This is a genomic window from Flagellimonas sp. B-3 (assembly GCF_056857835.1).
Map to the genome: position 1 here is coordinate 44,529 of NZ_JBSXNW010000010.1, position 24,262 is coordinate 68,790.

15 protein-coding genes are annotated in these 24,262 nt (G+C 42.7%); 7 read left to right on the forward strand and 8 right to left on the reverse strand.

Going from position 1 to position 24,262, the window contains the following annotated elements; translation table 11 throughout:
• Positions 1 to 20 precede the first annotated feature (20 nt).
• Both pfkA and AC13CS_RS00905 read right to left on the reverse strand, forming a co-directional pair.
• Complete coding sequence (gene pfkA, locus AC13CS_RS00900) at positions 21 to 1,007, reverse strand: 6-phosphofructokinase (RefSeq protein ID WP_482888317.1); 987 nt, start codon at positions 1,005 to 1,007, stop codon at positions 21 to 23.
• 144 nt (positions 1,008 to 1,151) lie between these two features.
• Positions 1,152 to 5,603 (reverse strand): translocation/assembly module TamB domain-containing protein, encoded by a 4,452-nt coding sequence (locus tag AC13CS_RS00905; protein WP_482888329.1) that lies wholly within the window; start codon positions 5,601 to 5,603, stop codon positions 1,152 to 1,154.
• A 72-nt stretch (positions 5,604 to 5,675) separates the two neighbouring features.
• On the opposite strand from AC13CS_RS00905, the gene tsaD reads away from it, so the two are divergent.
• The 5 genes from tsaD to AC13CS_RS00930 all read left to right on the forward strand — a co-directional run bounded on the left by tsaD (position 5,676) and on the right by AC13CS_RS00930 (position 10,595).
• Entirely contained in the window at positions 5,676 to 6,704 is a 1,029-nt protein-coding gene (gene tsaD / locus AC13CS_RS00910) for a tRNA (adenosine(37)-N6)-threonylcarbamoyltransferase complex transferase subunit TsaD (RefSeq protein WP_482888318.1), read from the forward strand.
• Between the two features lie 175 nt (positions 6,705 to 6,879).
• Positions 6,880 to 7,587 (forward strand): 16S rRNA (uracil(1498)-N(3))-methyltransferase, encoded by a 708-nt coding sequence (locus tag AC13CS_RS00915; protein ID WP_293165154.1) that lies wholly within the window; start codon positions 6,880 to 6,882, stop codon positions 7,585 to 7,587.
• Positions 7,588 to 7,654: 67 nt separating this feature from the next.
• Complete coding sequence (locus AC13CS_RS00920) at positions 7,655 to 8,305, forward strand: DUF4159 domain-containing protein (protein WP_482888319.1); 651 nt, start codon at positions 7,655 to 7,657, stop codon at positions 8,303 to 8,305.
• Between the two features lie 3 nt (positions 8,306 to 8,308).
• Positions 8,309 to 9,409, forward strand: coding sequence for an AI-2E family transporter (locus AC13CS_RS00925; RefSeq protein WP_482888320.1), 1,101 nt, complete (start codon positions 8,309 to 8,311; stop codon positions 9,407 to 9,409).
• 7 nt (positions 9,410 to 9,416) lie between these two features.
• Positions 9,417 to 10,595 carry a class I SAM-dependent methyltransferase gene (locus tag AC13CS_RS00930; RefSeq protein WP_482888321.1) on the forward strand — a complete coding sequence of 393 codons (1,179 nt, stop codon included), beginning with the start codon at positions 9,417 to 9,419 and terminating at the stop codon, positions 10,593 to 10,595.
• Here AC13CS_RS00930 and AC13CS_RS00935 read toward each other — a convergent pair.
• The 3 genes from AC13CS_RS00935 to AC13CS_RS00945 are packed head-to-tail and all read right to left on the reverse strand — an operon-like array spanning position 10,592 to position 12,576.
• The gene (locus AC13CS_RS00935) at positions 10,592 to 11,314 is read right to left on the reverse strand and encodes a M15 family metallopeptidase (protein ID WP_482888322.1); all 723 of its coding nucleotides are present in this window, start codon (positions 11,312 to 11,314) and stop codon (positions 10,592 to 10,594) included. The two genes, AC13CS_RS00930 and AC13CS_RS00935, sit on opposite strands and share 4 nt — an antisense overlap.
• A gap of 5 nt (positions 11,315 to 11,319) precedes the next feature.
• Entirely contained in the window at positions 11,320 to 12,042 is a 723-nt protein-coding gene (locus tag AC13CS_RS00940; RefSeq protein WP_482888323.1) for a carboxylesterase family protein, read from the reverse strand.
• A 12-nt stretch (positions 12,043 to 12,054) separates the two neighbouring features.
• Positions 12,055 to 12,576, reverse strand: coding sequence for a 5' nucleotidase, NT5C type (locus AC13CS_RS00945; protein ID WP_293165166.1), 522 nt, complete (start codon positions 12,574 to 12,576; stop codon positions 12,055 to 12,057).
• A gap of 266 nt (positions 12,577 to 12,842) precedes the next feature.
• Between AC13CS_RS00945 and AC13CS_RS00950 the strand changes: the two genes are divergently transcribed.
• Together AC13CS_RS00950 and AC13CS_RS00955 are read left to right on the forward strand one after the other, a co-directional pair.
• Positions 12,843 to 13,721, forward strand: coding sequence for an aminotransferase class IV (locus tag AC13CS_RS00950; protein WP_482888324.1), 879 nt, complete (start codon positions 12,843 to 12,845; stop codon positions 13,719 to 13,721).
• Positions 13,722 to 13,795: 74 nt separating this feature from the next.
• Positions 13,796 to 15,088, forward strand: coding sequence for a M20/M25/M40 family metallo-hydrolase (locus AC13CS_RS00955; RefSeq protein WP_482888325.1), 1,293 nt, complete (start codon positions 13,796 to 13,798; stop codon positions 15,086 to 15,088).
• A 67-nt stretch (positions 15,089 to 15,155) separates the two neighbouring features.
• Here the strand turns inward: AC13CS_RS00955 and AC13CS_RS00960 are convergent, their stop codons facing one another.
• From AC13CS_RS00960 to AC13CS_RS00970, 3 genes are all read right to left on the reverse strand, one after another.
• Entirely contained in the window at positions 15,156 to 18,494 is a 3,339-nt protein-coding gene (locus AC13CS_RS00960; RefSeq protein ID WP_482888326.1) for a VCBS repeat-containing protein, read from the reverse strand.
• A 452-nt stretch (positions 18,495 to 18,946) separates the two neighbouring features.
• Positions 18,947 to 20,653, reverse strand: coding sequence for a RagB/SusD family nutrient uptake outer membrane protein (locus tag AC13CS_RS00965; RefSeq protein ID WP_293165174.1), 1,707 nt, complete (start codon positions 20,651 to 20,653; stop codon positions 18,947 to 18,949).
• Between the two features lie 4 nt (positions 20,654 to 20,657).
• Positions 20,658 to 23,858, reverse strand: a complete 3,201-nt coding sequence (locus AC13CS_RS00970; RefSeq protein WP_293165176.1) for a SusC/RagA family TonB-linked outer membrane protein — start codon at positions 23,856 to 23,858, stop codon at positions 20,658 to 20,660.
• Positions 23,859 to 24,262 lie beyond the last annotated feature (404 nt).

Below are 24,262 nucleotides of genomic sequence, written 5' to 3' on the forward strand. Positions count from 1 at the left end.
TCTTCTTTTTTGTGTTTAAATTAAGTTGTCATTATATCCGAAACTCTTATGAGCTCTTCGTCGATTTCCGTATGCGCTTTTATGGCCTCTGCCAAAGGTGTAAGCACCAATTTGGTATCCTTTATACCTACCATTAGGTTTGATTTGCCCTCCAGAATGCTCTCAACGGCCTTAACGCCCATTCTACTGGCGAGAACGCGGTCAAAGCAAGTTGGGTTGCCCCCTCGCTGCATGTGCCCTAGTACGGACACCCTAACGTCATAGATGGGCAAATGCTCTTCCACGTATTCCTTTAGTTCAAAAACGTTCTTACCTATTTTATCCCCTTCGGCAACAATTACGATACTGGATGATTTCCCTGAGGCTTTACTTCGCTTTAGGGAATCCAACAAACGTTCCAGTCCCAGATTCTGCTCAGGAATTAAAATTTCCTCGGCACCTGCGCCCACACCTGCGTTAAGGGCAATGTGCCCTACGTCCCTGCCCATTACCTCAACAAAGAAGAGCCGGTTGTGGGAACTTGCGGTATCACGAATCTTGTCAATGGCATCCACCACGGTGTTGATTGCGGTATCAAAACCTATGGTATAGGAAGATCCCAAAATATCGTTATCAATGGTCCCCGGGATTCCAATTACTGGAAAATCGTATTCTTCGGTGAACAAAAGCGCACCTGTAAAGCTTCCGTTTCCTCCAATGACCACAAAAGCGTCGATACCTTCCTTGGTCAGTTGGTCGTAAGCTTTCTTTCTTCCTTTCTCGGTCCTAAATTCCTCGCAACGGGCAGATTTTAAAATAGTTCCTCCCTTATTGATAATGTTATTTACACTACGTGCATCCAAGGTCTTAAAATCGCCTTCCATCATTCCTTGATATCCTCTGTAGATGCCCACACACTCAATTCCCAAATATGCACAAGTACGGACAACGGAACGAATTGCGGCATTCATTCCAGGAGAGTCTCCGCCTGAGGTAAAAACGCCAATTTTTTTAATTTCTGAAGCCATTCAAATTTTTAAGAGGTCAAAGCTAGGAAACTTTATTCAAATTTTGAATACCTTAATAATTTATTTGTTTTAATGGGTTTTCTCAAACGTTTTCGTAATAAATTAATACAAAAACTTTAAAAAATATAAATTTTATTGTGTTGATTAGGGTTGATTAACAGGCTTTTCCGAAAAACGAATCAAACTGTCCTTTCCCATGACCTGTTCAGGCTGTTTCCGGGGGGTGTTTTTTTGTTCCGTTGCCGACTTTTCCTGCTTGTTGAACACTTTCCGCATCAACTCCCTGAAACTGTCAAAATCCACTTGGTAAGATAGCCCCACTCCTTGGGTATACCCTTGTCTTTCAGCCAAAAACTGCTGCACCTGGTTTTCCCTGTTAAATATCTTGGCACTGAGCGTTCCCTCATCGTTCAACAGTACCTGTACCTCAACATCGCCGGCTACCACTGTTTCCGAAACGCCACCGACCGGCACCCCTACTCTTCCGTTCACCAAAATACGGTCGGACAATTGTGTGGAGACCGTTACCCCTATCCTATCCTCCGTAGCAATATCGGCGTTGGGATCGTTATAACCCTGCTCGTAGGACACCCCGAAGTTAAGTTTGTCGTTGTTTCCCGATAGTATTTGGTTGAAAAGCCCTGAGGCGGTCTGAATCAGATTTCCGGTAACGGCCTGTTGGTTGATCCCTCCCGATTGCGGGTTCACAAAGGTTCCCTGTGCCAACAAAAAGAAGGCGTTTCTTTCCTTTATGGTCGGATCTTGCAAGCGATACTCCAGTTCGGACTGCACTACAGAGGTTGTTCCTGGAAAATCTATCCCAAAATTGATGTTGGGGCTTTCCAGTTCCCCATCCAACCTTATAACAACTTCGGTAGGTATTCGCCCTGTATATCCCGCATTGTCCAAAAGTGGCGCGGGATTGGCATTAAGGGAATATACCGCTTCCAAATTCAATTGTGCCGCCAAGGGATCCTGCTCCCACAGAATGGTGCCTCCAGGACGCACCTTGAACTTTTTATCTATGACGCCGCCATATTTAAAATTATATTCCCCGGACACCACAACAAAGTCCCCGTACATATTGAATTTTCCATTGGTATTGATCTCGATCAACAAAATACCTTCCCCTGTTCCCTTTAGGGAACTTCCCGTGGACTGGTCCACCACGATCTCCACTTCTGCCTCGGGGGTAACAGCAAGGTCAAAGGCCATTTCCAACCCTTGGTATTCATCCAACACCCGTTCTTCCTCAAAGGACTTGGATTGCCCTTTTTCCAAAAAATTGATAAATGAATAATCCCCTACGCTGGTCACATCGCTCAATGGTATCTTAAGGGAAGTGCCCCTAGCCGTTATGGCATCCACAGCAATGGTCAACGCATCGGTTGGACCATAAATACTTCCCGTTCCATTGATGAAACCTGTTCCGTAATAGAGGGTTTCCTCATCGTATTCGGTGTTCAAAATCATGAAGCGGTCGTTATTGGTATCCACATCCAGCCCAAGGTACCAATCATCAAAACCGGTGTGGCTTATGGTACCGTCCAAAGTGGCCGTGGTGCCCTCCTCCACGTCGGAAAGCTCCACATTTTCAAAATAAAAGGTCTGGTCGAACAAGCGCACCTGGGAATAGGGTGCAAAATCATAGTCCACGTTGAGATAGGGAATTCCAATGCCCGCATCATTTAAGCTGAGCACCCCATTAATAGCAGGGTTTTTCACATTACCGGTGATGGTTGCATTGCCACTGACCTTTCCCCTAATATTGGAAATAATGTCCTCCCCCAACGGGTTGAAGGGCTCTAGGGTAAAATCAGCAAAGTCGGCGACCAGATCCAGTTCTTGCTCATTGTTTATGTTGGTGACCTTTCCATTTATGCTCATGAGTTCTTTTCCCTTATCATTGAGCCAGGTGCTCACGCCAAACTCGGTAAGGTCGTTGTTTCCATAAATGCCAACTTCCAAATCGCCCATGTGCATCTTGTTGATACTGAAGTTTTGGATATTTAAGCTTGAAGTGGGCAGATACTTTCCATCTTTCTGTAAAATATTGAGAAAGCCATCCACTTTCCCATCCAGTTTTAGGCTGTCGATCGCAGGGGTAATCTTGTTTAGGGATACCAATTTAAACTGTAGGTCCAAATCTTTATAGGTGGAATCGGCAAACTCTCCCCTTAATCGAATCTGTTCTTGGTTATTGTTGTCCATGACCACATCCTCTATCCTGATGCTGTCCAAGGAGCTGTTAAAGATCACCTTGTTCTTATTGTTCCCGTTCTTGTTGAGCACCCATGTGTTCCCTTTAAAGCTAATGTCCGATTTTTTCAGTCCAATGACCGATCGGTTGTTTTCGTTAAAGGTGTGATAAAAGTTCAGGTTATAGCTGTCGTTGTACTCGCTTCCTCCCTTAAACTCCGTTCTAAAGAAAAGGGTGTCCTTTAAGGTGGTGTTGATCAGATTAAAATCTTTGATATCGTAATACACCGTGGACATGTCCTCCACGGACACAAAGGTGTTGAACAATGGGTTTTTGTTGTCTATCTTCAACTCAATATTATAGAACTTGTTCCCAAAGGCCTCGATACTGGGCGATTTAAAGGTGAGCTTAAAATCACTTTGGTCCGCCTTTATGGCCCCTCGGATATAGGTGTTGGCATCAAAAGCCATTTCCGGGACAAACACATCAACAATCTTGTTGTAAATCTTAAAGTTGAAGTCGAGATGTTGTCCGCCCGAAATCTCAAAAGGTTGGTAATTGGTATAAATACTTCCGATGGAATTCTGGATCAATCTTCCCAGTTCGTTTACCTTGAAATTCCCTCGCATATATCCGGTGATGATATCCGGTGAGTTGATCTCCACGGTTCGTATGGTGTCCCGATCAAAGGAAGAGGTTACATTGAAATCCTCGAAATAGTAGGTGTCGTTCGCATTTTGATAGGTGGTGTTGGAAAAACGCAACTGCCCTGCCATGTCATCAAGGTTGTTGCCTTCAATATCCATATCCACATGCCCTTTGAATATGGAAATGCTGTCGTTGATAAAGTTCAGTTCCTTAAGGTCGGCGTAGTCCACTGCGGCCACAAAGTTGAATTTGTTCTCCCGGGACCCAAAATTGGCCAATCCTTGAAAATCGAACCTAAAGTTATCGTCGTTGCACAAAAGCACGCCATCAAAAAGTTCGTTCCTCAAAATACCGGAAACCTTTATTTTGTTATACTCGTAATCGTTGAATTCAAATTTGTAGATGTCCCCGGAAACTTCAGTATTCAAGCTCTCCGCTACAAATCCCTTTCCTTCCACGTTCATATCCATTGAAGCAAGTCCAAGGTCTTCATTATCTATAAATTCCCCGATATCAAAATCGATCAAAGAAATAAAACCAATGTAAGAAGCATCTTCTATGGTCTGCACATTGGTCATTTGAAGATCCACGTAGCTATCGCCCACAGCAGTGTTCAAATTAACGGTTACGTCGATGGAGGTCTCTGTGATCTCCGTATCCCCACGCACTGTAAACTGACCCAATTTTTGAACGGATTCCGGAATGTTCCTGCCCAATATTTGGGGCAAAATACTCCGTAATTGATAATAACTGGAGGTAAGGTTGTCTATATCCCCACGTAGTACAAAGGGAGCCTGCCGACTAAAAATGTTATCGAACCTAAAGTCTCCCCGAATACCTGTATTATCGGTAAAAAGGAACAAATTATCAACCTGGAGTTGGTTGAGCACCCCACTAAAACCCCCGGTAAAAGTCACCGTTTTGTCCTGACCAAATTCATCGTAAAACGCATTTATCTCGTTTAGGGCCACGGAAGATTCCGTAAAATTGGCATCTATCTTCACCAAATCAACAAAATTGGCCAGATCTTCCCGCTCATAATTGAACACCAAATTACCTTTTAGCTCGGATTGCTCTGTATCGATGAGCAGGGAATCAAAGCGCATCTGTTGCTTGGTGTATTTAAAATCGGTCGCCAATTTCTCAAGGCGTATTCCCCGTTTTGCCAAGGTGGAAAGGTCATCTATTCCTAAGGAAACATCTGGCCCAAGAATCTGAAAATCGTGTGCCAAAACTTCAATTTCCGAGAAATTCAACACTTCTGGTTTTTCCAAGTTCTCATCAACCAACCTAAATTTCCCACCATGTATCTCAATCTCATCAGAAGACATAAAAAATGGTGGGGTTCCGGGGTCTCTGGGTTTACCGTCGTCCAATTTGGCCACAAACACATCCAGATTGGTGTCCGTCTCCCCTTCGTAGGTCTTTAAGTTAAAGGTAAGACCGTCCAATTCCATATCGCCAAACTCCATCTTATTATTGGCCATATTGCGCAAGTTTAAAATGGATGTGGTCAGTTTGTGAATGTAAATTAGCGTGTCCTTCCTATAATCTTCCACATAAATGCCCTTTATCCCTGCATTCATGTTGAACAGGGACATGCTTATACGTTCAATTTGAATATTAGTGCCAAACTCGTCGTTTAAAGCATCGGTAGCGTATTTTCCCAACTTGGTCTGTACCGCAGGCAAGGACAATACCAAAGAGCCCAATACCAGAATAAGGATAATGGCCAAAAGGAAACGCAACAGTATTTTACGAAGTTTTTTGATAGGGTTTTTATGTTTTACCTTTGACAACCAATTTTTGTTCCAAAACGCGTGGAAAATCCAAAAAAATATATTCTTGCAATCGAATCATCCTGCGATGATACCTCTGCTGCCGTACTTTGCCATACAAAAGTACTGAGCAATGTGGTAGCTACACAAGAAATTCACAAGCAATATGGGGGTGTTGTCCCAGAATTGGCCTCAAGGGCACATCAACAAAATATAGTTCCCGTGGTACACCAAGCCTTGGCCAAGGCAAATATCGACAAAAAACAGCTATCTGCCATAGCATTTACACGAGGCCCCGGACTTATGGGATCCTTGTTGGTGGGCACCTCTTTCGCCAAGTCTTTGGCACTGGGTCTGGACATACCCTTGATCGAGGTAAACCACATGGAAGCCCACATTCTCGCCCATTTTATCGAGGATGGGGACCAGACTTCCCCAAGATTTCCGTTTTTAGCGATGACCATTAGTGGGGGACACACCCAAATTGTGAAGGTCACGGATTACTTTACCATGGAAGTCTTGGGCGAAACCTTGGACGATGCCGTGGGCGAAGCCTTTGACAAAAGTGCCAAATTGATGGGACTGCCCTACCCCGGTGGTCCATTGATCGATAAATATGCAAAACTGGGCAATCCAGATGCTTTTACCTTCCCAAAACCAAAAGTTGATGGACTCAACTTCAGTTTTAGTGGATTAAAGACCAGTATTCTCTATTTTTTACAACGAGAGACCCAAAAGAACCCAGATTTTGTTTCCGAAAACATGAACGACATTTGTACTTCGGTGCAATTCACCATTCTGGAGATATTAATGGAAAAGCTGCAATTGGCTGTTGACCAGACCGGTATAAAGCAAATTGCCATTGGCGGGGGTGTTGCTGCAAATTCGGGAATTCGGGGAAGACTTAAGGATGCCGAGGAAAAGTTGGGCTGGCAAACCTTTATTCCTAAATTTGAGTATTGCACGGACAACGCCGCCATGATCGGTATTGTTGGTTACCTTAAGTTTGAAAGGGGAGTGTTCACAGACCAAAGTATTGCTGCCAAGGCACGTTACGCCATCGGTAGCTAATTAGCCTATAGGTTTCGCCTAAAGAGTCCTCCCCCAGCCCCTCCAAAGGAGGAGAGAACGGTTCTTCCCTATGGTGAGATTGGGTGGGGACAGAACGTGAAATAAAAATAAACCAAAGTCTTCGCCCAAAGGCGAGGGATTTCCCAAAAAGGGGACATTAATGTAAACTTTAACTATGCAGCTTTTCTACAATCCATCGTTGGACAATAGTGCCAAGCAGTTCATTTTTCCACCCGATGAAAGCAAACACATTGTCCGGGTCTTGCGAAAATCCGAAGGAGACATTGTACACATCACCAATGGCAAAGGCTATTTGTTCGAAGCTGAAATCTTGGAGCCGGACCAAAAAAGATGCAGGGCACGTATTACTTCGCAGCGTAAATCAATTCCAAAAAGATATAAACTGCACCTAGTGGTTGCCCCTACAAAAATGAATGACCGATATGAATGGTTCTTGGAAAAGGCTACCGAGATAGGCGTGGATGAGATTACCCCGATCATTTGCGACCACTCCGAGCGAAAAACCATTAAACTGGAACGAATGGAGCGTGTACTGCAAGCTGCCATGAAACAATCTTTGCAAACAGTTTTACCGCAAATCAACCCACCAATATCCTGCAAGGACTTTTTGGAATCCGATACTACCGTTGGCCTAAAATTTATTGCCCATTGCCAAAATGGAGAGAAAATGGAGTTAAAACGAAGAGTGATCGCCGACAACGATGTTACGATACTTATCGGACCCGAAGGTGATTTCTCCAAAGAAGAAATCGACCTGGCCAAAGAAAAGGGATATGTCCCCATTGCCCTGGGAAGAAATCGACTCCGCACCGAGACAGCGGCCATTGTGGCCTGCACAACAGTGGCCACGATCAACAACTAATGGGGACGTACTTTATTTTTTTACAAAGGAATACCCTATTTTTGAAAGGTTGGTCAACTGCTTCTATATGAAACAACATATCCATTTAATATGTACCCTACTGTTTTTTGCGGTAACTGCAACACATGCCCAACAGATTGCCGTACTCAAATATGGCGGCGGTGGCGATTGGTACTCCAACCCCACGGCACTTCCCAACTTAATTCAATTTTGCAATACCAATATTGATACAAAGATCGATCCAGAACCGGAAACGGTGGAAGCAGGCAGCGTCTCTATTTTTAAATATCCATTTTTGCACATGACAGGGCATGGCAACGTCTTTTTCACAGATGAAGAAGTCCAGAATTTGCGAACCTATCTATTGTCCGGAGGGTTTTTACATATTGACGACAACTACGGCATGGAACCTTATCTGAAAAGGGAATTGGAAAAGGTTTTCCCGGACAAACCCTTGGAGGAACTGGGTGCCGACCATCCCATATTTTCGCAAAAATTCGAGTTTGTGGATGGACTTCCCAAAATCCACGAGCATGATGGGAAAAGACCGCAGGCCTTTGGGGTTTTTGATCGTGGAAGATTAGTTTTGCTCTACACTTACGAGTGCGACCTTGGGGATGGCTGGGAAGATCCAAGCGTGCACAACGACCCGGAAGAAGTTCGGTTGAAAGCCTTACAAATGGGAGCCAATATTGTGGAATATGCCTTTAAAAGTTAAAACATGAATGCCAAAACAATCGCCAACGGAATATTACGGGCAGTGGCCATTATGGTCGGTGTGGTTCTTTTAGGTTGGTTTTTTTACAAAATCCAGTCCGTGTTGGCGTATTTGGCCATTGCAGCGGTTTTGGCCTTGCTGGGCAGACCCATCGTATTATTCCTGCGAAGAAAGCTCAAGTTTCCCAATACCCTGGCTGTGGTAGTCACCATGATCTTTATGCTGGCCATTTTTTTAGGGATACTCGCCCTATTTATCCCCCTGATTGCCGAACAAAGTAAAAATCTGTCCTTACTGGATATTGAGGCACTTAAAGCCGACCTTAACACGCTTTACATTCAAACCTTGGACTATTTTGGTGCCTCAACAGGGAGTTTCAACACCTTGTTGAACGAATCCCGAATCGAGGAAAATGTGCTGCAAGGTTTGGATTTAGGTTTTATCCCAAATTTTCTTAACTCATTTGTCAACGCACTGAGCAATTTTAGCGTTGGCCTTTTTTCCGTTCTCTTTATTTCCTTTTTCTTTTTAAAGGATAGCAAATTGATGCAAAACGGTATTTTGACCTTTGTGCCCGATGACAAGGAAAGCAACTTGGTCAAGTCCGTTGATAAAATCAATAATCTGCTCTCCAGATACTTTGCCGGGATTTTACTTCAACTATTTATACTCTTTGTAATTTACACCATAGCACTATTGATCGTGGGCGTTGAAAATGCCATTGTTATCGCATTCTTGTGCGCCCTTTTCAATATCATTCCCTACATAGGTCCGATCATTGGGGGAGTAATTATGATTACCCTGACCATGACCAGCTCGCTCGGGGCGGATTTCAGCACTGTTCTTTTGCCAAAGGCCATGTATGTTTTTATTGGTTTGACGGTAGGTCAACTCATTGATAATTTCTTTTCACAACCCTTTATTTTTTCCACAAGCGTAAAGTCACACCCTCTGGAGATTTTTCTCATCATCATTATTGCAGGGCTTTTATTCGGTGTGGTCGGAATGGTGGTCGCAGTACCCGGATATACGGCCATAAAGGTTGTTTTAAAGGAGTTTTTAACGGAATATTCCTTTGTGAAGAAATTGACCAAAAACTTATAGCACCGGTTTGAACGATATTATTTTAAATATCGATGTCCAGGATTTTATATCAAAAAACATCTCCGCGGACACCATGTCAATTTTACTTAAAAAACCTGTTTTTGAGGGCGTTTCCCAAAAGGAGCTGGTCGATCAGATAGAAGCTAAAAAAAAGAGTCGGGATAAGCTGCCCACTTGGTTTGCCTCATCCCATATCTACTACCCAAACAAACTTAATATTGAACAAACTAGTTCCGAATCGACAGCTGAATATAAGGCCCAAATTGTACGTGGAAAAACGCTGGTAGACCTTACGGGGGGATTCGGTGTCGACAGTTACTTTTTTTCAAAAAAAATGGCTTCCGTTTTTCATTGTGAAATCAATTTGGAACTGAGTGAAATTGCAGCCCATAATTTTAAAGTTTTAGGGCAGAACAATATAAAATGCCTGCCCGAAGATGGCATTACATTTTTAAAGGAATCAACACAAAATTTTGATTGGATCTATGTTGATCCTTCCAGAAGAAGTGATAAAAAAGGAAAGGTTTTTCTCTTAGAGGATTGCCTGCCCAATTTACCCGAACACCTCCCTTTGATTTTTGAAAGAACACAACATATTCTCGTAAAAACATCCCCGCTTTTAGATATAAAAAAAGGGGTTGAGGAACTGGAATTCGTAAAAGAGGTTCATGTTGTGGCCATTAATAACGAAGTAAAGGAACTCCTCTTTATTTTAGAAAAAGGGTACAACGGAAGCATTGGAATAAAAACCATCAATTTACTGCCAAACCGAACCGATACATTTAATTTTAAACTGGAAGAAGAACAAAATACCGCCATTGATTTTGGGGAGCCTTCCGGTCATTTGTACGAACCCAATGCCGCTATTTTAAAGTCCGGTGGGTTTAAATCCGTAGCTAAAACCTACAAGCTTAAAAAACTCCACCCCCACTCCCATTTATACACTGCTGACACTCTTGTAGATTTTCCCGGGAGAAGGTTTACCATTGAAAAGACCCTTCCTTATTCCAAAAAGCCCATAAGATCAATGGCCATCCCAAAAGCGAACATCACAACAAGGAACTTCCCCATATCGGTTGCCGAGCTTCGCAAAAGGCATACTATCAAAGATGGGGGCGAGACCTACCTGTTTTTTACCACCGACATCAACGACAACTTGATTTTTTTGCTGTGCAAAAAGATTTAATCGTCGCATTCCCATTTAAAATTGGCGACCCTATCATTGGTGGCAGCTGAAAGGTTATAATGCCACCATTCGGTTCTGATGGACCAAAAACCGTGTGCTTCCATGGTCTCCTTAAGTAGTTTCCGGTTATCCAAAATCTCTTGTGGCAAATCCATATTATCGTGATAGGCCCTTTTCCCGAAGTAATCAAAATCGGTTCCCATATCAAGTTCGTTGCCCTCCAGGTCAACCAAGGTAATATCCACGGCACCGCCCTTGTTGTGAATAGATCCTTTATCTGGATTGGCTACATATTGGGGGTTGGGGACAATCTCCCACATTTTGTATTGTACGGAATTGGGTCGATAACAATCAAAAAACTTGATTTTTACCCCCTTTTCCATAAAATCTTTATTGGCCTTGATCAATGCCTTTGCTGTTTTTACCCTTGTATAGCATTCGGCACAATCATACACCTTGGCCTTTAAAAAATTATTCTCGGTGGCATAGCGCATGTCATACGCAAAATCTTCACTAAAATCGGCCAGTCGCACAAAAGTGGTATCGGACAATCCTTCGAATGTTTTTAAAACAGGTTTTTCTTCCTTGATACTGGTGTCACTGGAAACGGAGTCCAAACGAATTGCTGTTCCGGTTTGGACAGATTCATTTTGGCTTTTGGCTTTTTGTTTACAGCTAACCGTCAAAAGAAGACCTAGGAAAATAATCGGGTATTTCATCAAATTTAGTTTTTGCGTTTTTGCGCTGCCAACCAAGTATAGAGTGAGTCGGTCGTGTAAGCCCGGCTCCATGCGTTGTGGCCTACGCCCTTATATCTTGTGTAGCGGACGTCGCGGCCCATCGCCCTCAACTTTTCCACCATCTTGTCAGATTCCTCTACATGGATTACCTCATCCTCATCGCCATGAAAAACCCAGATGGGCATGTTTTTATCTATCCAATGGGCATAGGGCAAGGGCGTCATACCGCAAACTACGGCCATGGCCGCAAACTTATCCGGGTATTGCGTAGCCAGTTCCCAAGATGCGCTTCCACCCCGGCTCAATCCGGTCAAGTAAATTCTATTTTTATCCACCCTATTGGTATTGACAACGGAGTCCAATAATTGGACGACTGCGTCCGTATTCCACCATTTTTGTGCGTGGGGATTTTGCGGGGCCAAGATCAAAAAGGGAAATTGTTTGCCCTCGGCAAGCATTTTTGGCGGGCCGTTGTATTTGACCTCTTTGATGTCCCCTCCAGATTCACCCCCGCCATGAAGAAACAGCAACAGGCCAAAATCCCTGTCTTCCGATGCGAAGTAGTCTTCAGGATAATAGAGGTAGAACTTTAAATTTTCTTTGGTGATGGTCTCCATTTCGTCCTGTACCAAATGGGATTGTGCAGCACACGCCTGAAACATAAATGTACCGGCCAATAACAATAACTTGGATAATTTTTTCTGCATTGCGGTTACAAGTTACAAAAGTTTGTCGGCGATATCCTTCCAAGTATCCGCACGTTCAAAGGCTGTGACCTTTGTATTATGTGGTGATGTAAACATAATGGACCTGCCTTCAAAAGGCTTGAGGTTCTTGCTACGGTCGTCTATGAGCACATCACCCTTTAAAACATGTTTGTTTCCGCAGAGGATTCGGTTTTGCCATGGAATAAAGGGAAAATGTTTGTCCAACCAGTCTGACTTTTCCCTTAAGGACTGTGGAAACTCCATAGCTGCCGAAGCAATATATACTTCATACTTTTTGCTTAACGCCTCAAGCACTTCTTGGCTATCGGCAATTACTTTTAAATCACCAAAAAAACCATCTCGCCTAGTGTGGTCTTTTATCGATTGTTGATGTTCCTTTGGAACACATTGCCAGAATTCCTTGCCATGGCATTCTTCCAGTGTTAATTGAGCATTAAATTCTTGATTGTAAATATTTAAATGGGCATTGTAGGCATCTGCAATTACCTCGTCCATATCAACAAAAATCGTCATGGTTTATCTTTTTTAGTGAAGTACGACAAATCTTTATAATTATTAAAACCAACCATCTAAATCTATTGTTAACGACATTGAATTTCTTTAAAAATACTTATTGTTTTTCTAAAATTTATTTACCACGCTACAAACTTTATTGCTGGGTTTTACTTTTGGGAAATATCCACTACCTTCACACAACGAGATTAATGGATGCCTAAAAAGCAACACAACCTAACGGATAACAAGATTTTTAGACAGCCTCCTACTTAAAACCAACCTTAATGTTGCCCAAAGGAAACTTTCCTGAAAAAGTCTATCTGAATGGAAAAATAGTAACGGCCGACAATGCCAAAATATCGGTTTTTGACCGCGGATTTTTATTCGGGGATGGTATTTACGAAGTAATGGTGCAATTGGAAAATGGCATGTTCTACAAAAAGGCACATTTGGACCGATTGCAGGACAATCTGGACAAAATTGGCATCCCATACAACGTCAAGGAAATTGATGATAATCTGGACGGACTTCTTCATGCGGCTGGTTTAGAAGGGGAATCGTGCTTAATTTACATGCAAGTTACCCGCGGAGTCGCCCCCAGAAAACACGCGTACCCCAAAAACGTTCCCCCTAGCGTTATGATGTATGCACTGCCATACAATCTCCCTCCCATCAACCTTAAAAACATGAAGGCCGTTCTAGAACCCGACTTTAGATGGCACAGATGCGATATCAAATCCATTTCACTATTGGGCAACATTATGACCAACGAAACGGCAATGAACGCAAATACAGATGAAGCTGTTTTGGTCCGAAACGGTGTAATCTCTGAAGGCTCCCACACCAATATTTTTTTCGTGAAGGACGGAAATGTAATCACACATCCGGCCAACGAACATATTTTGAATGGCATAAGCAGGCAGATTGTTATAAAACTCTGTAGAAAGTTGGAAATACCTGTTATTGAAAAGCCTGTGGCAGAAAATGAGATTAAAAATATGGACGAGGCCTTTTTTACCGGCACCACTACCCAAGTGGCATCCATTGCACAATTGGGCAATCATGTTTTTTATGAAAATGATGCCATTGGAGAAGTAACAGCCAAACTCCAAAAAGCATTTGCCGAGCTTAGAAAATTGGATACATCCCAAATAACACTATAAGAAACCATTGCGATAACTTTACATAAACACAAAATCAGAAACAGCTTTTTAGAAAACCAATACTATACTTGATTATGAAACAACTCACATTCGGCCTTTTTATGGCCTTTGGCCTGCTATCCGGTTCGATAATGGCCCAGGAAGAAATTGAAAAAAAATACACCAAGGAAGTGGAACGCTTGGCCAAGAAAAAACAGGTCAAGAGAGCTTTTGAACTGATAAAGGCCCAAAAAAATCAAACTACGGAAGACCTGATTACTTTAACAGAGGTTTTGGCCCCTCCTTTTATGGAAGATGAACGGGGAAAGGTTTTTGCCAAAATGTTGAAAGAAGCAGGTGTTGATAGCATTTGGACGGACAAGGTAGGGAATGTCATCGGGTTGCGAAAAGGTACATCCGGCCAATCGGGCTATGTTGGGGTAGATGCCCACTTGGATGTAGTTTTCCCAGAGGGAACCGATGTTACTGTTAAAAAAGTGGGGGACACCTTAAAAGCCCCGGGAATTGGCGATGACACACGTGGCCTGGCCATGCTCATCAGCATGCTCAAAGCCATGAACAAGGCAGATATAAAAACTGAAAAAGATGTATTGATCGTAGGGTCCGTTGGTGAGGAAGGCCTTGGAGACCTACGGGGCATGAAATATATGTTCAATGAATCGGGATTGGACATTGATTCTTGGATTGCTATTGATGGTGGTGGTTTGGGAAGAATAAGCAACGCTGGATTGGGCTCCAAACGCTATAAATTGCTCATAAAAGGGCAAGGCGGACATTCTTGGGGGGCCTTTGGTCTTGCCAACCCCCATCATGCTTTGGGAAAAGCTATAGCTGTATTTTCCAAGGATGCATGGGCATATACTTCCGGGGATATCCCTAAAACAAGTTTTAATGTTGGTAGAATTGGGGGGGGTACTTCTGTAAATTCCATTCCATTTGAGTCTTGGATGGAAGTTGATATGCGTGCCATCGACCCCAAAAACCTTGATGAAATCGAGTCCATCTTTAAAGCCTCCGTGGAAAAAGCCATTACGGAATACAATGCCAGCGGTGTACGCGGCGAAGTTAGCTACGAGCTCATAAAAATTGGTGATAGGCCATCTGGGGAACTGCCTGCCTCACTGCCCTTGATCCAAAGAACCATGGCTGCCACCAAGTATTTTGGGGAGACCCCGCGTTTGGGGCGCGGCTCAACCAACATCAATATACCGGTTTCCAAAGGAATTCCGTCCGTTTGTATTGGTCGTGGAGGACAAGGAGGCGGGGCCCATTCCTTGCACGAGTGGTACTTGAACGATGAAGAGGGCGATGAATCCATTCAATTGGCATTGTTGATCACATTATCTCAGGCGGGACTTAGCAAATAGCATATAAATAAACATGGTTTGCTCTTTTGAGTGAGCAAACCATGTTTATCTAATTTCGACTAAAAAGTTATTTTGTTTTGGTAAAAACCAATGCTTTGCCCCTATTCTGTGTTACAATAATAAAGGGATTTCCTCCCCCGGCCCGTTCTACTTGAACCATATCCTTGGCATCTCCGGTAACCTTAAAACCACTTTCTTCCGCATTTTTAAAATTAAAGCCCCCATTGTTGTCTCCAAGCAGCACTCCACCGTTAAACGCATCGTACCTACCAATAAAGGCCTCATTGCCAAAATCGTTCCCTATCATCAACACATCGGTAGAGGCGTTGCCCCCTGCCTGTGTAGTAATCATACATTTTATGGGGGACGATTGTGTTTGCCACGGAAGTTTGCCCATCTTAAACTGTCCGTTGCCATTATTCTCAAAATAAGTGGTTTGATCGTGATTTGCCATTAATTCATCGGCTCCCTCAAGTTCTTCGGGCGTAAACAGCCCACTCTTGGTGGTCGTGGCAAACTCCCGGAAATAATTGAACTTTTTCCTGAACATAGGACTTTGACTCATAAGATCACCCCAAAAATTAACAGGATAGGGCTGGTATGTCGAGTCCTCAAAATCGCTTTTAAAATACGCGAACATTACAGGGTCAATAGCTCCATTGTTGTCAAAATCTTTGGCCAGCATGGTTACGGGTCTTTCTTCGGAAGGATTATATAGATTGTTCTCCCCTAAGTTTCCTGCCAGTAAATCCACATCGCCATCGCCATCAAAATCTTCTGCCAAGACACATTCCCACCAACCTGATAGTTGCTGCATGCCTGTTTGGTCCATTTGCTGAAAGGAATCCTTTTTGTTCATAAAAACGGTTACGGGCATAAATTCGCCGACCAAAATAAGATCCTTTAAACTGTCGTTATCCAAATCGGCCCATTTGGCATCGGTGATCATTCCCGGGGTCCTGAGTGCTTTACTATATGTTTCCGTCACATCGACCAGTTTTCCCTTTTCATTTTTCAACAGGTAGCAATTGTCCGGTTTGGGGTATTGTGAAAATGGGGTGCGCCCACCAACAAAAAGGTCCACATAGCCGTCTCCATCAAAGTCTTCGGCCTCTACTACCGACCCACTAGAATTTATCTCTGGCATTTTATCTTTTGCCATGGTAAACTTGCCGTTGCCCCGATTGACCATTAAGTAGTCTTGATAGTATGGTGAGTCCAAATCAAATTCATTACTGCCCGCAACCATATAAATATCAAGGTCCCCATCATTGTCCAAATCAAAAAGGGAAATACTTGTCTCTTCGTATTTTTTATATTCTTCATCTTCAAACAAAGCTGTGCCGTTAAATGTTCCTTTGGAATCCTGCATAAAGATCATTGGGGAGTGGCCGGATGAGCTTCCAATGATAAAATCTTCAAAGCCGTCCCCGTTGATGTCCCCCTTTGCAAGGCGAGGGCCATTTTGGGTTAGCTTGTGGGGCAATGTGGGCTGCACATAAAAATCAGCCTTGTCCGTTTCCTTATGGAGATAATTGACACCAACTTCCTCCGATATTTCCTGATATATGGGAGTGGTCTGTTTGGGTGCCAAGGGAAATGCCAATTGCTTGCCTTCTAAGGAAGAGGCTTCCTTATAATCGATTGCCAAGGTTTGATTGCTCGGTACATTGGTCAACTCTTGGTATTTTCCATCGGGCCATACTATTTCGAGGGATGCGATTGTTTTTTGAGGCCCCAGACCAAAATGGGGCATACTTTGTACTGTTGATAAATAGCCCCTGTTCAACTGATGCTCGTAATATTGAAAGGTGCCGTCCTCAAAACGCAGTGCCACCTTGGTCCCCAGACCTGCCTGATTGTTTTTTGGGCCTTTCAAATCCAACTGAAGGAAATTTTTATCCTCTTTTTGCTTTGTTTCAAGGTTATTCTTGAAAAGAAAGGCTTCATCATTGATGTTGTTCACCACATAATCCATGTCGCCATCGCCATCCAAATCGGCAAATGCCGCTCCGTTTGAAAAGGAAGGGATACTCAACCCCCATGCTTCACCTACATCCTTAAACTGTCCATCACCTTCATTGCGGTAAGCATAATTGGGTATTTTGACCACCGGAATGGAGTCCAAAATTTGTGAAGGGCTAAGGTACTTCTGAACATTAAAATTGAATTCCCCAAAATCCAGGTCGGTAATGTCCCGTGGAAAACCATTGGTAATCAATATATCTTTGCGTCCATCGTTATCGGCATCAACAAAGAGTGGTGACCAGCTCCAATCGGTTTTGGCGATGCCCGCCATTAGGCCAATTTCACTATAAGGTATATCAGGACCTTGCCCCATTTGAAGCATGTTACGCATATATTGATAATCGTATCCATACCTGTCATTCATGTGATAATCGTTGTACTTGGTTGCCTTAATGGTTGTTTTTAACCTATAATTTGTTTCCCCGAGCATATCCAAAGTAAGGATATCGAGGTAGCCATCGTTGTTAAAATCGGCCACATCGGAACCCATGGAAAATTTACTTTGATGTTTTATGGACTCACTTATTTTATCGGTAAAGGTCCCATCGCCATTGTTAATGTACATAATATCATTGCTCAGATAGTCATTGCTTACATAAATATCCGGCCAACCGTCGTAATCCAAATCGGAAATGGCCACGCCAAGACCGTAGCCCTCAATGGTAATGCCCGCCTCCATGGTTACATCGGCAAAGGTCCCATCTCCATTGTTGCGGTATAAACGGTCGTTGCTCAAAGAGGAGCCATCGGTGATCTTTTCCCTGTAGTTGGCTGGCAGTACATGTATATCCACATTGTTAAGCACGTATAAATCCAATAAGCCATCTTTGTTATAGTCTATAAATGCTGCATTCATGCTATTTCCGGTATCCGCAACGCCATATTCTTTGGCCATTTCTTTAAAAATGGGAATGCCATCATCATCCACTCCTTGGTTGATGTATAGCATATTGGCCTTTTCCTCTGGGCTTTCATACATAGCGGCACAGACATAAATATCTAGAAGTGAATCGTTGTTTATGTCGATCACCGCAACACCTGTTTTCCACTTATCGGCCGCTTCCACACCAGATGCCTTGGTTACGTCCTTAAACTCAAAATCACCTTGGTTGAGGTATAGCTTGTTGGTTACTTGGTTACCTGTAAAAAAAAGGTCAGGTTTGCCATCATTGTTAAAATCACCTACGGCAACCCCTCCTCCATTGAAGATGTATTCGCTTGTGAGAATGTTAAAACTATCGGTCTCAACTATTTTATTGTTGAATGTAATCCCGGAATGGTCGGATGAAACTGGAGTAAACAAAGTGTCCCCTTGTTTCTTGGAACAAGAAATGACCAGTAATGAAGCCAATGCAATTAAAATATAACTTTTGCTCACTGTGTTGAAGTTTTTACGGGTTAACCAAAATTTTGATGTTACACCAATTTTTGAATACTGAAAAAACCAGTGTGCATCAAAAAGAAATCAATTGGATTAATTTTTTTAGCTGATGGATTCACCTCATACTAAAAATATGCTCCTTGTGCCTTTTGATTGAAATTCATCAATTTGAGCAATCTTTTGAAATCAAATTGAAGAAAGATTGTCTACCTGCGGTAGACAGATGTTTTTCAAAGGAAAAACACTCGAACTGACTTTCGTTGTTATTAAAATGCACAACGGGTAAAAATACAAATTCGGGTACTGTATTTGAATCATCCATGGTTAATGTTCAATTAATAATGATTAATTTTTAATTAACAGGACTTGTCTATAATTAAAATAGGTTGCCAATATATATTGGCAACCTATTTACTCGAATTAAATTAAACTAACTCAGACTACTTTTATTATTTCCACAGCGGACTCTGTTCCAACACACCACCACTTTGGTCAATGGCGTTAATAGGAATAGGGAATAAATCATGTTTTGGTTGATATGTTCCAAATTTAGTACCGTAACCCGCTTGATCGAAATCTTCTCCTTCGTTTTGGATATACGTATTTATCGTTTCCATCGCATTGCCCCATCTTCTCAAGTCGAACAATCTGTGTCCTTCCATACCAAATTCCAAACGACGCTCAAAACGGATTGCTTTTCTAGCAAAGTCTTGACTTCCAAAGGATGCATATGGCTCAATTTGATAATTGGCAGCATCTCCTGTACCATCGACTGTTTGCACTGGGTTCATATTTTTTGCCCTGTTACGTACTCGGTTAACATATTCCAAAGCCAAAGGCAAATTTGGGTTAGCCTGCTCAACAGCTGCTTCAGCTGCCATCAACAACACATCTGCGAAACGCATTACGTTGTAGTTGATACCTGACCAGTCCGATCCCCAACCACCTGTACCGCGTTGGGCATCCACTTCATCGGCTTGATACATATTCTTTTTAGGCAAATAGGGTCCAGAAATATCACCAAAGGTTGCCCTTATCCACTCTTTACCCGGGTTTAAACCGAATCCATTGTAATCAATACCTCTTCGACCAATCGTAAAATCAATACGTGGATCTAGTGGCCCTGTGTGGGGCGTAAAAGGCTCGTCACTGTTGATTCCGTAATCATTGGCTACATCAGTAGCGGCATAGGAATCCAATAATGGCAATCCGGAACCGTCTGTTTGAAAGGCATTTGCCAAGTCTTGTGTTGGCTGATAAAAACCACAACAGGTTTCCAAAGGTCCTCCACCAGGGAAGTTTAACGTACCGGCACCATTACCATTAAAAGAACGCCCGTCGTCTGCTGCAAACTGAATGGCAAACATAGATTCCGGTCCGTTTTCACCGGCAAGGTTGAAATTGTCCACATATTGCTCGTTCAATGAGTATGGTCCGTTGTTGATCACATCATTGAACAATGGCAAGGCCTGCTCGTATTTTCCTTGGTACAAATACACTTTGCCCAAAAAGGCTTTTGCTACCCAAGCATTGGCTCTACCAACAACAATGTCATCCCCTAGTCTATCAATGGCTGCCTGAAAATCAGCTTCAATTTCAGCCCAGATTGGACCGGGGTTGGGTTGGTTAAACTCTGTGTTAACCAAGTTCTCCACAGAAATAAAAGAAGGGTATCCATAAAACTTCTGCAGGTCAAAGTTGTAATAACCCCTTAGAAAATATGCTTCTCCCTCTTGTTGGGTAAAATCACCTTCCTCAATCTGATTGATCAAGTCTAAAACAGCATTACAACGGTTTACCCCGCCATAAAGTGCACTCCATCTTGCCAAGAACCAGTTATTACCAGTCTGCCAGTCTAAGGTTTCAACCTGGAACAGGGCCGTGTTGTCCCCATCGGTACTACCCCTGTGGGCATCATCGGAGACCACGTCTGTCCACCAATTATCACCACCAGCGGCAACAGCTTCTCCTTGTCTATTTATACGTTCACCGTCCATTGCGGAATAGGCCGCAGTCAACTTTAGGTCTACCCCTAAAGCATTTTGTAAGGCTTCATCCGAAAGTGCCCCTGTAGCGGGCTTTTCCGTGAAATCTTCGCTACAGGCCCATAGCAACAGACCTGCAAATATTGTTGAAAATAATATCTTCTTTCTCATTTTTTTAAAATTTTAGATTAACTCCGAAGGAATAGATTGCAGCTAATGGGTAATTGTTGTCCGAAACCCCTATAGTAAGGTTATCTACAGCACCGCCATTAAATCTGGGTTGCAATTCTGGGTCTACTCCATCATAATCGGTTATAGTCAACAAATTGGTTCCCTGAAGGTAGAAACGAACACTGTCCATTCCCAAATAACTGGAAACCTCTTCATTAAAGGTGTAACCAATTTGAAGGTTTTTCAATCGCATATAGGAACCATCCTCTACGAAGAATGAACTTGCCGTACCTTCATTGTTTGATATACTCTGGCTCAACGCCGGCAATTCGGCATCCAAATTATCAGGTGTCCATGAGTCCAGAACCCTTACACTTCTGTTGGCATTAAAGAAGGTTGGGAAGTCGGTATATACCTTATCGTTGTTGAATATTTCGTTCCCTTGCGATCCTTGGAAGAAAGCTGACACATCAAAACCTTTATAGGCAGCTCTCAAGTTGATACCATAAGTGAAATCAGGGTGGGGAGAACCGATAAAGGTCCTATCGTCATCATTGATTACGCCATCATTGTTCAAATCTGCATATTTAAATCTTCCTACACCATCTGCAGGAGTCGCAAATCCTTGATCCGCCGCTGAGGACACTTCGGATTCCGAAGCAAAAATACCTTCGACCACTCTACCATAGAAAGATGAGATTGGCTGTCCTTCTTGCGTTCTAGTAACAGTTCCCGTAGTTCTAAAACCTCCAAAACCTGTTTGGAAAGCACTGATCAAATCAACCACCTCGTTTTTGTAATGCGAGAAATTAAGGTCAATCCCGTAGCTAAATCCAGAATCGGTTTGATCAGAATAGCTTAAGGTTGCATCCACACCTGTGTTCTCAATAGAACCCAAGTTTACAAAAGGTGGAGCGGCATCAATAGCTGTTGAACTGAACAATTGCTCATCCTGATTGATCAAATCCTTGGTTTTGATATTAAAATATTCTGCAGAAAGGCTCAATCTGTTATCAAAGAAACCTAGCTCCACACCAAAGTTGGTGGTTTCACTGGTTTCCCATCTCAAATTAGGGTTACCTGCTGCTGATAGTATCGCTCCTTGTGTAAACCCTCCGCTACCTGCATAAACATAATTCGCATATTGCTCACTCAAGGCCGAAATATTGGTTGTTGGGTTATTAACCGGAAGTGTTTGGTTACCCAATTGTCCCCAAGAACCTTTAAGTTTCAATCGACTCACAAAGGAATCTACCGGCCAGAAAGATTCGTTACTCACTACCCATCCTGCACTGAACGAAGGAAATATATCGCTCTTGTTGTCTCCGACAAATCTAGAGGATTCATCACGACGTACTGTTGCAGTTAATAAATAACGACCATCGTAATCGTAATTTACAGTTCCGAACAAAGAGAAAAGGGAGTTTGCGTTATCGTAAGCATAAGCTACGTTAGGCGCACCACCACCATTGCTCAACAAATAGTAGTCCGGTGTTTCGAAGAAATAATCCGTTCTGGAAATTTCTTTTCCTTTCCCGTGGTTATCCAAAGCTTCAATACCAATCAAAGCATTTATACTGTGATCACCAAAAGATTTGTTGTAGTTCAAAGTATTTGTCCAAACCCACTCATAATTATCCTGATCGGCCTCCGTCAATGTATTTGTGGCGATAGGCTCGGAAGATTCTGGAATCAACGGCCTAAAACGTCTATCATTGAAGGCTCTAATAGATCCACCAAAGGAAGTTTTGAACTGTAGTCCGTCAATAATATCCAATGTGGCATAAATATCTCCGAACACCCTAAAGGTCTTGGCAAAATTATCCTTTTGGCGTGTAGCTTCCGCAACAGGGTTGTTAGGGTTGGATAGGCCCGTATCGTTACTGTAGTTACCGCCAAAATTGCCATCCGTATCATAAACAGGGACCAAAGGAGACATTCTTTGTGCAAAATTGAACCAAGATTGTCCTCCGCTTCTTCTATCAAAAGAAATGTTGGCGTGCTGTCCGATCCTTATTCTATCCCCGATCTTAAACTCGGAGTTCAATCGTACATTTCCTCTTTTAAAACCAGTATGGATTTGAATACCTTGACGGTTCAAATATGATGCAGAGAAAAGGAATTTAGACTTTTCGTTACCATTTTCCAAAGTAATGGAAGCATTCTGGGTAATGGCACTTCTGTAAATTTCCTCCACCCAGTCAGTACCTCCAGGCTTAACATTCATAGTAACAGGAACCCCTTGAATCGTAGAAGGAATTACTGGGCTTGGACCATTACCATATTGCGGGTGCGAAGGTGTTCCTCCATCATTTAGGATACTTTGCCAAAGCATTTCCCCATGTTGCTGAGTGTTCAACATATCCGGCAAATTGGTTGCTACAGAGAATCCTGTGTACATATCCACCGAAACTTTTGCCGTGTTCAGGTTATAACCGCCACCTTTGGTAGTTACAATCACAACACCATTGGATGCCCTTGCCCCATAAATAGCGGCAGCACCATCCTTAAGAACGTTCATCTGCTCGATATCGGCAGGGTTTATTGAGTTTAAGATGCCAGGATCGTCTGTTTGTACCCCATCAATAATATACAAGGGATCGTTGCTGTTACCTGTTCCGTATCCCCTAATACGCACCACTGGAGATGCTCCTGGAGAACCATTGTTGGTAATTGTAACACCGGAAACACGCCCTTGTAAGGCTTCCGCGGCATTGACAACAGGTGTTTTAGTGGCTTCTTCCACATCTACCGTTCCCACAGAACCTGTTAATTCCCCTCTTGTTTGGGTACCATACCCAGTTACCACAACCTCATCCAATGCGGCGGCATCCTCTTCCATAGTAACATCAATGGTAGTATTGCCGTTTACTGGAATCTCAGTGGTTTTAAATCCTACATAAGAGAAAATCAAGGTAGCATCAGAAGCAGCTGTAATGGAATAATTACCATCAAAATCTGTCTGTGTACCATTAGTGGTACCCTTTACAATAACGTTGGTACCAGGTAAAGGGGTTCCAAAGTTATCCACAACTGTACCTGTTATGGTTACTTGGTAAGGGGGTGAAGTGGCTTCACCCAAGTCCGGGGCCGCTGCTAATGCAGATCCACCCACCAACATCATTGTCATTGACAAAAAGAATGTCTGAAACGCTTTTACCGAATCAGCCCATCTTGTCAAAATCTGAATTTTGTTTTGATTCATAGATAGTCTATTTAGTTTAGTTATTTTGATTGATCTCGACCGTGCATATTGTCTCAATCAGGAACAATAATAGTTAAAATTTTACAATTGGCAATATTTTAACATTATATATTGCAAAAATAAAATTCAACTCCCTGATAAAATGTGATTTGATATTTACGAAAAATCCGCAGCCAACTGTGCATGGCGGTCAAACCAGTGTTTAATGAGCTATAAACATTCCTTTTTTTTGCGTTTAAAAAACAACAAAAAAGCACCTAATTGTTATGGTTCAACCTTTCATTCATCAACACATTTTCCACCCAAAAAATTCGTGGCTATCCTCCACACTCAAGAACAGCTATTTAAGCTCCTAAGCAATAATCATTTTAAGTGGATTGCCATCAGTTGTTTTGGCATTCGGT

Bases quoted from the DNA above. Each gene is read 5' to 3' on its own strand.
- AC13CS_RS00945 (WP_293165166.1), bottom strand. From the start codon at position 12,576: ATGACGATTTTTGTTGATATGGACGAGGTAATTGCAGATGCCTACAAT.
- AC13CS_RS00965 (WP_293165174.1), bottom strand. From the start codon at position 20,653: ATGAGAAAGAAGATATTATTTTCAACAATATTTGCAGGTCTGTTGCTA.
- pfkA (WP_482888317.1), bottom strand. From the start codon at position 1,007: ATGGCTTCAGAAATTAAAAAAATTGGCGTTTTTACCTCAGGCGGAGAC.
- AC13CS_RS00925 (WP_482888320.1), top strand. From the start codon at position 8,309: ATGAATGCCAAAACAATCGCCAACGGAATATTACGGGCAGTGGCCATT.
- AC13CS_RS00940 (WP_482888323.1), bottom strand. From the start codon at position 12,042: ATGCAGAAAAAATTATCCAAGTTATTGTTATTGGCCGGTACATTTATG.
- AC13CS_RS00915 (WP_293165154.1), top strand. From the start codon at position 6,880: ATGCAGCTTTTCTACAATCCATCGTTGGACAATAGTGCCAAGCAGTTC.
- AC13CS_RS00935 (WP_482888322.1), bottom strand. From the start codon at position 11,314: ATGAAATACCCGATTATTTTCCTAGGTCTTCTTTTGACGGTTAGCTGT.
- AC13CS_RS00970 (WP_293165176.1), bottom strand. From the start codon at position 23,858: ATGAATCAAAACAAAATTCAGATTTTGACAAGATGGGCTGATTCGGTA.
- AC13CS_RS00920 (WP_482888319.1), top strand. From the start codon at position 7,655: ATGAAACAACATATCCATTTAATATGTACCCTACTGTTTTTTGCGGTA.
- AC13CS_RS00955 (WP_482888325.1), top strand. From the start codon at position 13,796: ATGAAACAACTCACATTCGGCCTTTTTATGGCCTTTGGCCTGCTATCC.
- AC13CS_RS00950 (WP_482888324.1), top strand. From the start codon at position 12,843: ATGTTGCCCAAAGGAAACTTTCCTGAAAAAGTCTATCTGAATGGAAAA.